Origin of the sequence: Haliea sp. E17 (assembly GCF_048323675.1) — a bacterium.
Lineage (GTDB): Bacteria > Pseudomonadota > Gammaproteobacteria > Pseudomonadales > Halieaceae > Mangrovimicrobium.
The window spans coordinates 802842-814640 of the sequence record NZ_JBLWFK010000002.1 but is presented as its reverse complement, the minus strand read 5'-3'; the positions used below and the strand labels follow the sequence as shown (position 1 = coordinate 814640).

The 11799-nt window shown below is 62.5% G+C and carries 9 protein-coding genes; all 9 read left to right on the top strand.

From position 1 onward, the window contains the following. Nucleotides 1-97 precede the first annotated feature (97 nt). The 9 genes from ACNKU3_RS06775 (at nt 98) to pstA (ending at nt 11795) form a co-directional block, all read left to right on the top strand. Nucleotides 98-1885 (top strand): FAD-dependent oxidoreductase, encoded by a 1788-nt coding sequence (locus ACNKU3_RS06775; RefSeq protein ID WP_418258657.1) that lies wholly within the window; start codon nt 98-100, stop codon nt 1883-1885. Further along, nucleotides 1882-3747 carry a 2-oxoacid:acceptor oxidoreductase subunit alpha gene (locus ACNKU3_RS06770; protein WP_418258656.1) on the top strand — a complete coding sequence of 622 codons (1866 nt, stop codon included), beginning with the start codon at nt 1882-1884 and terminating at the stop codon, nt 3745-3747. Before ACNKU3_RS06775 ends, ACNKU3_RS06770 begins: the two co-directional genes overlap by 4 nt. A gap of 4 nt (nt 3748-3751) precedes the next feature. Next, entirely contained in the window at nt 3752-4804 is a 1053-nt protein-coding gene (locus ACNKU3_RS06765) for a 2-oxoacid:ferredoxin oxidoreductase subunit beta (protein WP_418258655.1), read from the top strand. Nucleotides 4805-5009: 205 nt separating this feature from the next. After that, on the top strand, nt 5010-5711 hold the full coding sequence (phoB, locus tag ACNKU3_RS06760; RefSeq protein ID WP_418258654.1) for a phosphate regulon transcriptional regulator PhoB: 702 nt from the start codon (nt 5010-5012) through the stop codon (nt 5709-5711). Nucleotides 5712-5732: 21 nt separating this feature from the next. Then, the gene (phoR, locus tag ACNKU3_RS06755) at nt 5733-7001 is read left to right on the top strand and encodes a phosphate regulon sensor histidine kinase PhoR (protein WP_418258653.1); all 1269 of its coding nucleotides are present in this window, start codon (nt 5733-5735) and stop codon (nt 6999-7001) included. 14 nt (nt 7002-7015) lie between these two features. After that, the gene (gene phoU, locus ACNKU3_RS06750) at nt 7016-7738 is read left to right on the top strand and encodes a phosphate signaling complex protein PhoU (protein WP_418258652.1); all 723 of its coding nucleotides are present in this window, start codon (nt 7016-7018) and stop codon (nt 7736-7738) included. 167 nt (nt 7739-7905) lie between these two features. Further along, nucleotides 7906-9027 carry a substrate-binding domain-containing protein gene (locus tag ACNKU3_RS06745; RefSeq protein WP_418259028.1) on the top strand — a complete coding sequence of 374 codons (1122 nt, stop codon included), beginning with the start codon at nt 7906-7908 and terminating at the stop codon, nt 9025-9027. A gap of 80 nt (nt 9028-9107) precedes the next feature. Beyond that, complete coding sequence (gene pstC / locus ACNKU3_RS06740; RefSeq protein WP_418258651.1) at nt 9108-10496, top strand: phosphate ABC transporter permease subunit PstC; 1389 nt, start codon at nt 9108-9110, stop codon at nt 10494-10496. Between the two features lie 12 nt (nt 10497-10508). Continuing rightward, nucleotides 10509-11795 (top strand): phosphate ABC transporter permease PstA, encoded by a 1287-nt coding sequence (gene pstA / locus ACNKU3_RS06735; protein ID WP_418258650.1) that lies wholly within the window; start codon nt 10509-10511, stop codon nt 11793-11795. The last annotated feature ends 4 nt before the right edge of the window (nt 11796-11799 follow it).

Here is an 11799-nt window from a genome sequence, read left to right as displayed (position 1 = left end):
TGCCGGGTGCAAATCGCCGGTGAATGTGACACAATCTTCGGGGTTACGCCCCTATAAAACATTGCTTCACTTCCAATAAGCCCCAACGAGCAGTAACGTGAAACCTACCGATATCAGCAATCCCGAATATTTCCACAAGGTCGTGGACTGCCAGTATGCCTGTCCCGCGCATACCCCGGTTCCCGAATACATTCGCCTCATCGCCGCACAGCGCTATTCCGATGCCTACATGGTCAACTGGGAATCCAATGTATTCCCGGGGATTCTCGGGCGTACCTGCGACCGGCCCTGCGAACCGGCCTGTCGCCGCGGGCGCGTCGAGGAAGAGCCGGTGGCGATCTGCCGCCTCAAGCGGGTAGCCGCGGACAACAAGGACAAGTCGGATATCGCCGCCCGCATGCCGGCGATTCCCACGGAGAAAAACGGCAAGCGCATCGCGCTGATCGGCGCCGGCCCGGCTTCGCTGACGGTAGCCCGCGATCTCGCACCGCTGGGCTACAGCATCGACATCTTCGACAACCAGTGGGCCGGCGGCGGCATGATGCGCAGCCAGATCCCGTCCTTCCGGCTGCCGGTGGAAGTGCTCGACGAGGAGGTGAACTACATCCTCGACATGGGCATCAACGCGACCTTCAATATCGAGGTGGCCAGTCTCAAGGATGTCCTCGACAAGGGCTACGACGCGGTATTCGTCGGTACCGGCGCGCCGCGCGGCAAGGGCCTGGAACTGCCCGGGCTGGAAGAGGCCGGCGACGCCGTGCATGTCGGCATCGACTGGCTGTCCAGCGTGGCCTTCGAGCACACCCACAAGATCGGCAAGAAGGTACTGGTGCTGGGTGGCGGCAACACCGCGATGGACTGCTGCCGCACCTCCAAGCGCCTCGGCGGTGAAGACGTGCGCGTCGTCGTGCGCAGCCCCTTCGCCGACATGAAGGCCTCGCCCTGGGAGAAGGACGACGCCATGTCCGAAGGCATCCCGATCTACGACAACCACGTACCCAAGGAGTTTGTCATCGAGGATGGCGAACTCAAGGGCATGAAATTCGAGAAGGTCGAAGCCCGATATGATGCCGACGGCAAGCGCAGCCTGGTGCCCACCGGCGAACCGCTGGTGTTCATGGAGGCCGACGACGTCCTGATGGCCATCGGCCAGGAAAATGCCTTCCCCTGGATCGAGCGCAATATCGGCCTCGAATTCGGCAAGTGGGACATGCCGGTGGTGGATCCGGTGACTTTCCAGTCCACCAACGAAAAGGTGTTCTTCGGCGGCGACGCCGCCTTCGGCCCCGAGAACGTCATCACCGCGGTCGCCCAGGGACACCAGGCGGCGGTCAGTATCGACCTGTTCTGCCAGGGCAAGCCGGTCACCGAGCGCCCGGCGCCGCGCACCAACCTGCTCAGCCAGAAGATGGGTGTGCACGAATGGTCCTATGACAACGCGATCGAGATGGACAAGCGCTACTCGGTGCCCCACGCGCCGCTGGAACTGAGCCTGCGCGATCGCAAGATGGAAGTGGAACTGGGCTTCGACCGCGACACCGGTTACAAGGAAGCGGAACGCTGCCTGAACTGCGACGTGCAGACGGTGTTCGAGGAGACCCGCTGTATCGAATGCGATGCCTGCGTGGATATCTGCCCCACCGACTGTATCAGCTTTGTCGACAACGCCGAGGAAGAGCAGCTGCGCCAGCACCTCAGCGCGCCCGCCGGCAACCTCGCACAGGACCTCTACATCTCCGAGGACCTGCCCACCACCCGGGTGATGGTCAAGGACGAAAACGTCTGCCTGCACTGCGGACTCTGCGCCGAACGCTGTCCCACCTCCGCCTGGGATATGCAGAAATTTCTCTATAACGTCAGCAAGGCGTCGCAGGTGCTCGCATGATGATGAAGTCTTCCGTTAAGCGAATCGAGTCGGTCAACGATTTCGTCATCAAGTTCGCCAACGTCAACGGCACCGGCTCCGCCAGCGCCAACAACCTGTTCGCCAAGGCCCTGTTCCGCATGGGCCTGCCGGTCAGCCCGAAAAACATCTTCCCCTCGAACATCCAGGGCCTGCCCACATGGTACGAGGTGCGGGTGAGCGAGAAGGGCTACCTGGGGCGTCGCGGCGGCGTGGATATCGCCCTGTCGGTCAATCCCCAGAGCATGGCCGACGACATCCGCGAAGTGGAGCCGGGCGGCTATTTCATCTACGACAACACCAAGCCGCTGGACCTGCGCCTGGTGCGCAACGACGTGAATATCATCGGCCTGCCGCTGACCACCATCTGCAACGAGCAGTACAAGGACCCGCGCCAGCGCCAGCTGTTCAAGAACGTCATTTACGTCGGCGCCCTCGCAGCCCTGCTGGATATTGATTTCAAGGTGCTGACCGACCTGGTCGCCGACCAGTTCAAGGGCAAGGAAAAGCTGATCCTGCCGAACATCCACGCGCTGGAACTCGGGCACCAGTACGTCAAGGCCAACATCGACTGCCCGCTGGGCATTCGCGTGCGCACCGCCGACGCGGTGGGCGACAAGATCCTGCTCGACGGCAATACGGCACTCGGCCTCGGCGCCATCTACGGCGGCGCGACAGTCGCCGCGTGGTACCCGATCACGCCGTCCACCTCGGTGGTCGACGCCTTTGAAAAATATGCCAAGCGCCTGCGCATCGACGCCGGCACCGGCCAGCGCAACTACGCTATCGTCCAGGCGGAAGACGAGCTGGCGGCCATCGGCATGGTCATCGGTGCCAGCTGGAACGGCGCGCGGGCCTTCACCGCGACCTCCGGCCCGGGCATCTCGCTGATGAGCGAATTCCTCGGCCTGGCCTATTTCGCGGAGATCCCGACGGTGCTGGTGGACGTGCAGCGCACCGGCCCCTCCACCGGCATGCCGACCCGTACCCAGCAGGGCGATATCCTGTCCTGCGCCTACGCCTCCCACGGGGATACCAAGCACGTGCTGCTGTTCCCCTCCACGCCGAAGGAGTGTTTCGACTTCGGCGCGCTGGCCTTCGACCTGGCCGAGCGCTTGCAGACCCCGATCATCCTGATGACCGACCTCGACCTCGGCATGAACGACAACATGTCCGAGCCGCTGGAGTGGGACGACAGCCGCAAGTACGACCGCGGCAAGGTGGTGACCGCCGAGCAGCTGGAAGAGGGCATCGAGTTCGGCCGCTACCTCGACGTGGACGGCGACGGTATCTGCTACCGCACCTACCCGGGCACCCACCCGACCCGCGGCGCGTTCTTCACCCGCGGCACCTCGCGCGACGAATACGCTGTCTACACCGAGAAAGGCGAGGCCTATGAGTACAACATGCTGCGCCTGATACGCAAATGGGACTCGATGAAGGACCACGTGCCGCGGCCGGAAGTCCTGCGCGCACGGCAGAAAACCGATATCGCGGTGCTGTACTTCGGCACCAGCGAGCAGGCTTCGGTGGAGGCGCTGGATTCGCTGGCGGAGGAGGGCATTCACCTCGACGCGATGCGCGTACGCGCCTTCCCCTTCAACGACGAGGTCGAGCAGTTCCTGCATGCCCACGAGCGGGTCTTCGTGATCGAGCAGAACCGCGACGCGCAGCTGCGTACCCTGTTGATGGCCGAGTTCGAACTGGGCCCGGACAAGCTGAAATCGGTACTGTGCTTCGACGGCACCCCGATCAGCGCGCGCAACATCCGCAAGCAGATCCGCATGCAGTTACCCGATATCGAGGAGGAGCCCCAGGAAGCCGCCCGGGCTGCCGGAGAATAAGACCATGAGCTACCAGTTACCGAAATTCCGCCATCCCGAACTGCCGCGCAATGACCTCGGCTACACCAAGGCCGACTACGAGGGCGCGATATCCACGCTCTGCGCCGGCTGCGGCCATGACTCGATTTCCGGGGCCATCGTCAAGGCTGTCCACGAACTGTCGATCGAGCCGCACAAAATCGCCAAGCTCTCCGGGATCGGCTGTTCGTCCAAGACGCCGACCTATTTCCTCGGCAAGTCCCACGGTTTCAACTCGGTGCACGGACGCATGCCCTCGGTGGTGACCGGTGCGGCCCTGGCCAACCGCGAGCTGCTCTATCTCGGGGTATCCGGCGACGGCGATACCGCTTCGATCGGCATGGGCCAGTTTGCCCACGTGGCGCGCCGCAACCTGAACATGGTGTATATCGTCATGAACAACGGTTGCTACGGCCTGACCAAGGGCCAGGACTCGGCCACCGCCGACGAGGGTTCGGTGAGCAAGAAGGGCGACGCCAATCCCTTTTCCTCCATGGACCTGTGCGCCGCGGCGCTGCAGTTTGGCGCCACTTTCGTCGCCCGCAGCTTTTCCGGCGACAAGACCCAGCTGGTGCCGCTGATCAAGGCAGCGATTTCGCATCGGGGTTTCGCCCTGATCGATGTGGTCTCACCCTGCGTGACCTTCAACAACAACCCCGGTTCCACCAAGAGCTACGAGTTTGTGCGCGATCACATGGAAGCGACGGGTACCGTGGATTTCGTGCCGATGCACAAGGAAATCACCACCGATTACCAGCCCGGCTTCAGCCATGAGGTCACCATGCACGACGGCTCGTCCATCCACCTCTACAAGCTGTCGGAAGAGCTCGATCCCTTCGATCGCACCTCGGCGCTGATGACCATGGAGCGGCACCGCAGTGCCGGCGAGATCCTCACCGGCCTGATTTACATGAACAAGGGTTCCCACGACCTGCACGAGACCCTGGAAACCTCCCGCCGCCCGCTGAACCGGCTGGCGGAAGAGGACCTGTGCCCCGGCAACCAGGTGCTGCGCAATATCAACGCGAGCCTGCGCTGATTACCCGGGAGCGGCCGGCACACTCTCACTCCAAACCGCCGGGTGGCGGTGATGTTGCGCGCAACCCCACAATAACAGCCGCGCAATCACCGCTACCCGGGCAGTAAATTGCCAGATATTGCAGATGAGGCACTTTTGTAATCTGCATGTCATAATTTCATCATGTAATACCTGCACCACAAGCCCATGAGGAAATACTGCAGGCATGCCTGAACGTAGCGTACTGATTGTCGATGATGAATTTGCCATTCGCGATATGTTGCGCATGGCGCTGGAGATCGCCGATTACAACGTCCTGGAGGCGGACAACATCCAGGATGCCTATACCCGTATCGTGGACGACCGCCCGGATATCATCCTGCTGGACTGGATGCTTCCCGGAGGCAGCGGTATCGAACTGCTGCGCCGCCTCAAGCGCGAGGAAACCACCAAGGAAGTGCCGGTCATCATGTTGACCGCGAAGACGGCGGAGGACAATGTCATCCAGGGGCTCGACGTGGGCGCTGATGACTACATCACCAAGCCCTTCGCGCCGCGCGAACTGATCGCCCGGATTCGCGCCCTGTTGCGGCGCTCCACGCCGGGACAGGAGCTGGGGAAACTCGAGGTAAACGGTCTGGTGCTGGACGGTGAAAGCCGGCGGATATTTGTCGCCGACAATCCGGTCGACATGGGGCCCACCGAGTTCAACCTGCTGCAGTTCTTCATGTCTCACCCCGAGCGGGCCTATACCCGGGGGCAGTTGCTCGATCATGTCTGGGGCGCCAATGTCTATGTGGAAGAGCGTACAGTCGACGTGCATATCCGCCGCCTGCGCAAGGCCCTGCAAACCGACGAAGCCGATTACAGCGGCCTCATCCAGACCGTGCGTGGCACCGGTTATCGTTTCTCCGCGCGGGGCCTCTGACCTGGCACAAGGGCTGTCCCGATGAAGTGGTTTTCGTCGCTGGGCCATCTTGTCCTGGTATTGCTGGCTGGTGCGCTGCTCGGCTGGTACCTGGGCAGCGCGGTGGCTGGTGCGCTGGTTGCGGCGGTCCTGATGCTGCTGTTTTCCAGCTACCAGGCCTGGCTGGTGGAACACTGGCTGCGGGATTCCAGCCAGAAGTTGCCGGACGTGCATGGTCACTGGGCGGATATCGTCGGCCATATCTACCGCCAGGAGCGCCACGCCAACACCTCGATCAAACAGCTGCAATCGACGGTCGATTACCTGCTGGATTCCTTTGGCGCCATGCGCGATGGCGTAGTGATGCTGGAGGACGGCGACTCAATTCGCTGGTGTAACGATGCGGCGCGCAAGATACTCGGGTTGCGCTATCCCCAGGATGTCGGGCAGGCGGTGACCAACCTGGTGCGGGCGCCGGACTTCAATGCCTATATCCACGCCGGGGAGTTTCGCGAGCCCCTGACCTTCCAGGTCGGCGGCGAGCACAAGGTCCACCTGATGCTGGTGGCGACGCGCTTTGCCGAGGGCGATACCCTGCTGTTCGTTCGCGATATTTCCGACCGGGTCAACACCGAACGTATGCGCCGGGATTTTGTCGGTAACGTGTCCCACGAACTGCGCACGCCGCTGACGGTGATAACCGGTTACCTCGGGACGCTGCTGACGGACACCAGCAAGTTACCGCCGCCCTATATCAGGGCGCTGGAACAGATGGCGGGGCAGGCGGAGCGTATGGAGAACCTGCTCAAGGACCTGCTCTGGCTGACGCGGATCGAAACCACCGAGCGCGAGGAGAAAAACGAGCAGGTGGATATCGGCAGCCTGCTCTACGAATTGCAGGATGAAATGACCAACCTGCATCCCGATAACCCCCTGCAATTGCAAATCGATTGCAGTGACAGGATCCAGGGCGATTACCGCGAACTCTACAGCGCGGTGTCGAACCTGGTGATAAACGCCTATAAATACGGGCGGGCGGGGCGGCCGGTCCTTGCTACCTGGTCGCGGGAGGGCGATGATTATCGCCTGTCGGTGGTCGATGAAGGCGCCGGGATTGATCCGCTGCACATACCGCGGCTGACCGAGCGCTTCTACCGCGTGGATGACAGCAGGTCTTCCGCGACCGGTGGCACCGGGCTCGGCCTGGCCATCGTCAAGCACGTCGCCGCGGCGCACGCCGGGCGGCTGGAGATCAAGAGCACACTGGGCAAGGGCAGCACGTTCACCCTGGTCTTTCCGGGACGAGCCTGAAGGAGGCGAGACTGATGTTGAAACAGGACGACTACAAGCAGCACATTTCCGAGAAGTTCAACACGGAACTGGAGGAGATCAAGAATCACCTGCTGGAGATGGGTGGCCAGGTGGAGCAGCAACTCAACTCGGCGGTGGAAGCACTGATCACCCGGGACTCGGGTATCGCGGAGGAAATCATCCACCGCGATCACGAGGTCAACCAGATGGAAATGCGCATCGACGACGAGAGCGCCACCATTCTTGCCCGGCGCCAGCCCGCGGCGAGCGACCTGCGCCTGGTCATCACGGTGATCAAGATCAACACCGATATCGAACGCATCGGCGACGAAGCGGTGAAAGTCGCGCGCCAGGCATTGCGACTGGCCGAGGAGAGCGCGTCGCCCTCCAGCTACGTCGAGATCCGCGCCATTGGCAACCACGTGGCCGCGATGCTGCGGCGGGCCCTCGACGCCTTCGCCCGCCTGGATCTCGACCAGGCGGTCAGCGTGGTGAAGGAAGACAACGATGTCGACAAGGAATACGGCAGCGCCATGCGCTCCCTGGTCACCTTCATGATGGAGGACCCGCGGCAGATCGGTTCCATCCTCAACGAGATGTGGGCGCTGCGCAGCCTCGAGCGCATCGGCGACCACGCCGCGAATATCGCCGAGCACGTGATTTACCTGGTACGCGGCCGCGATGTACGCCACCAGAAATCCCTGGAGGATTTCCTCGACAAGGTGAACGAGAAGTGAGGCAGTTGCTCTTTTTGGAAAATTGCCTTTAATTATATAGACTTGGCGCTGTCATATAACGGTAACAATTGCTGACTAGACTGGCCGGCGTCACGGGCTGGAAAAAGCGCCAGCTCACCCACGCCGCAAAATGGGAGCACCCGCAAGTGAAGTTACGACTGACGAGCATGGTGGCATTGGCCGCAATTGCAATTTCCCCACTCACCGTACAGGCACAGGGCCGGGATACCGTGAGTATCGTCGGTTCATCCACGGTGTACCCCTTTGCCACGGTAGTGGCCGAACGCTTCGGCCGCTCCACCAGTTTCAAGACCCCGAAGATTGAGTCCACCGGTTCCGGTGGCGGCCTGAAACTGTTCTGCAAGGGTGTCGGCACCTCCACGCCGGATATCACCAATGCCTCGCGGCGGATCAAGAAAAGCGAATTCGATGACTGCCAGAAGAACGGCGTGCAGGATATCGTCGAAGTGCTGATCGGCTACGACGGTATTGCCGTCGCCAATTCGCGCGAGGCGCCCCAGTACAAACTGAGCCTGAAGGAACTCTATCTCGCCCTGGCCAAGGACGTCCCCGGTGCGGATGGCAAACTGGTGGCCAACCCCTACCAGACCTGGCAGGACATCGATCCCGCGCTGCCCGCGGTGAAGATCGAAGTGCTCGGCCCGCCGCCGACTTCCGGGACCCGTGACGCCTTCGCCGAACTGGCGCTGGGTGGCGGCGCCGCCGCATACCCCGAACTCAAGGCCCTGAAGAAGATCGAGGCCGGCGATCCCGCCGCGCTCAAGGCGGCAATGGCGACACTGGGCCTGCCCGAATCCCTCTACAGCGCCATGGAAACCGGCAAGGGCAAGGCGCCCTCCGGTGAGGACGTGTTCAATGCCATCGCCTATTCCGTGCGCGAGGACGGGGCTTATATCGAGGCCGGTGAAAACGACAACCTGATCGTGCAGAAACTCGAGGCCAATCCCAGCGCTATCGGCATTTTCGGTTACAGCTTCCTCGAGGAAAATTCCGACATGGTGCACGGCTCCATCATCGAGGGCGTCGAACCGGACTTCGATTCCATCGCCGACGGTGAGTACCCGATTTCCCGCCCCCTGTACTTCTACATCAAGGCGGCGCACGTCGGGCGTATCCCCGGTATCAAGGAATTCGCCGAAGAGTTTGTCTCCGACCGCGCGATGGGCGAGGACGGCTACCTCTCCGAGCGCGGCCTGATCCCCCTGTCCGAGGACGCACTGGAGCAGGTACAGGACGATGTCGCCAATCTCAAAGCGCTGGCGATGTAAGCGGGCGATTTAAACCAACCACAACTATGCTGTAACCGGTGCGCCGCCCCTGGCGGCGCCACCAACCTGAAGAGTCCGCTATGCAGACACCCTCGCTTTTGCTTGTCCTGCTCGCCCTGTGTATCGCGAGCTTCGCCTTCGGCAGGCAGCGCTCCCGCCACGTAGCCACGGCCGCCGGCAGTGTGCACAGCCTGCATTCCCTGCCCAAGCATTACGGCCACCTGGCCGCGATGTGGGCCGCCTTGCCGGCGCTGCTAGTGCTGGTGGCCTGGCTCGCGCTGGAAGGCCAGGTGATCCGGGGGCTGGTGGTCGCCGACCTGCCTGCAGACGTCCAGGCGCTGGGCGACAGCCGCCTCGGGCTGTATTACAACCAGATCCTGGCTTACGCGGCGGGCGGCATGGATGCATCGATGATGTCCGCCGACCAACTGGCCGCTGCGCGGGACTATGCCCATTACAAGCAGTCCAGCGGGCAGCTGAAATTGCTGCTGGTCTGCCTCGTCGCGGTGATCGGCGCCCTGCTGGTGATTGTCCGGATTCGGCCGGCCATGCGCGCGCGCAACCAGGTCGAGTCGATCTGGAAGGGCCTGCTGTTCGCCTGTTCCTTTATCGCCGTGCTGACCACGCTGGGAATCGTGCTTTCGGTACTGTTCGAGGCGGTGCGCTTCTTTCACAAGATTCCGGTCACCGACTTCCTCTTCGGCCTGCAGTGGAGCCCGCAGATCGCAATTCGCGCGGACCAGGTGGGCGCCTCCGGCTCCTTCGGCTTCGTGCCCCTGCTGGTGGGCACGCTGCTGATCTCCGCCGTGGCCATGCTGATCGCAGTGCCGGTGGGGCTGATGTCGGCGATCTATCTCTCCGAGTACGCCAGCAAGCAGTTTCGCGCGGTGACCAAGCCGATCCTGGAGATTCTCGCCGGCGTGCCCACCGTGGTCTACGGCTTCTTTGCCGCCCTGACCGTCGCCCCCTTCATCCGCGAACTCGGGGAGTCGCTGGGACTCTCGGTCGCCTCGGAATCCGCCCTGGCCGCGGGCCTGGTCATGGGGGTGATGATCATCCCGTTTGTCATGTCCCTGTCCGACGACATCATCAACGCTGTGCCCTACAGCCTGCGCGAAGCGTCCCTCGGCCTTGGCGCGACCATGAATGAAACCATTCGCAAGGTACTGATCCCGGCCGCGCTGCCGGGGATTGTCGGCGGTATCCTGCTGGCGGTGTCCCGCGCCATCGGCGAGACCATGATCGTGGTGATGGCGGCGGGCCTGTCCGCGCGGCTCACCATCAACCCGCTGGAGGCAGTGACCACCATTACCGTGCAGATCGTCACGCTGCTGGTGGGCGACCAGGAATTCGACAGCCCGAAAACCCTGGCCGCCTTCGCCCTTGGCCTGGTGCTGTTTTTTGTCACCCTGTTGCTGAACGTGATCGCACTCTATGTGGTGCGGCGCTACCGCGAACAGTATGAGTGATAGCGGAGAATCATGAGCAAGGAAACCTACAAAAACACCGAGGTCATCGAGGCTTCACTGAAGAAACGCTACGCGCGGGAGCGGCGTTTCCAGTGGATGGGCCGGGTGGCCGTATCCCTCGGTTTCGTGTTCCTGTTTATCCTGATGTTCGATATCGTCAGCAAGGGACTGCCGGCGTTCACCCAGCAACAGGTCCGGATTACCCTCGACCTGTCGGCGGAAAACCTCGATGTCGAACCGGGCTCTGGCGTGGAAGCGCTGGAAAAGGCCGATTATGCGGGGGCGATCAAGGAATCCCTGCGGGAGATGTTCCCGGAGGTGAGCAGCCGGCGCGACAAGCGTGAACTGTACCGCCTGGTGAGCATGGAGGCGGAGTACGCCCTGCGCGACCGGCTGCTGGCCGATCCCTCGCTGCTCGGCAAGCGCGAGGAGCTGTGGCTGCTGGCCCACTCCGAGGCGGCCAGTTACCTCAAGGGCCAGGTGAGCCGCGAGGTGCCCGAGGGCGAGCGCCGGGTCAGCGACCTGCAGATGGACTGGCTGGACAAACTGCGGGAGGAGGGCAGGACCCGATCCACCTTCAATACCCAGTTCTTCACCGCGGGGGATTCCCGCGAACCCGAACTCGCCGGTATCCGCGCCGCGCTGCTCGGCTCGATGTTCACCCTGATGGTCACGTTCCTGCTGGCCTTCCCGATCGGCGTGAGTGCCGCGGTCTACCTCGAGGAGTTTGCGCCGCGCAACCGGCTGACCGACCTCATCGAGATCAACATCAACAACCTGGCGGCGGTGCCTTCCATCGTATTCGGCCTGCTGGGCCTGGCGGTATTCATCAACTTTTTCGATATGCCGCGCTCGGCCCCGCTGGTCGGTGGTATCGTGCTGGCGCTGATGACCCTGCCGACGATTATCATTACCTCCCGGGCGGCGATCCAGGCGGTTTCACCCTCCATCCGCGAGGCTGCACTCGGGGTGGGGGCGTCCCACCTGCAGGCGGTGTTTCACCATGTGCTGCCGGTGGCGATGCCGGGAATCCTGACCGGTTCGATCATCGGTATGGCCCAGGCGCTGGGGGAGACCGCGCCCCTGCTGATGATCGGCATGGTGGCCTTCATCATGGAAGTGCCGGGTGGCGTCACCGACCCGGCCACCGTATTGCCGGTACAGATTTTCCTCTGGGCGGACAGCCCGGAGCGCGGTTTCACCGAAAAAACGTCCGCGGCGATTATGGTGCTGATGGGCTTCCTGATCCTGATGAACGCTGTGGCGATCTACCTGCGCAAGCGTTTTGAAACGAAGTGATGCC

What these genes read in the sequence shown, in the direction of transcription:
- pstA (WP_418258650.1), top strand. Translation starts at nt 10,509, where the DNA reads ATGAGCAAGGAAACCTACAAAAACACCGAGGTCATCGAGGCTTCACTG.
- ACNKU3_RS06765 (WP_418258655.1), top strand. Translation starts at nt 3,752, where the DNA reads ATGAGCTACCAGTTACCGAAATTCCGCCATCCCGAACTGCCGCGCAAT.
- phoU (WP_418258652.1), top strand. Translation starts at nt 7,016, where the DNA reads ATGTTGAAACAGGACGACTACAAGCAGCACATTTCCGAGAAGTTCAAC.
- pstC (WP_418258651.1), top strand. Translation starts at nt 9,108, where the DNA reads ATGCAGACACCCTCGCTTTTGCTTGTCCTGCTCGCCCTGTGTATCGCG.
- phoR (WP_418258653.1), top strand. Translation starts at nt 5,733, where the DNA reads ATGAAGTGGTTTTCGTCGCTGGGCCATCTTGTCCTGGTATTGCTGGCT.
- phoB (WP_418258654.1), top strand. Translation starts at nt 5,010, where the DNA reads ATGCCTGAACGTAGCGTACTGATTGTCGATGATGAATTTGCCATTCGC.
- ACNKU3_RS06745 (WP_418259028.1), top strand. Translation starts at nt 7,906, where the DNA reads ATGGTGGCATTGGCCGCAATTGCAATTTCCCCACTCACCGTACAGGCA.
- ACNKU3_RS06770 (WP_418258656.1), top strand. Translation starts at nt 1,882, where the DNA reads ATGATGATGAAGTCTTCCGTTAAGCGAATCGAGTCGGTCAACGATTTC.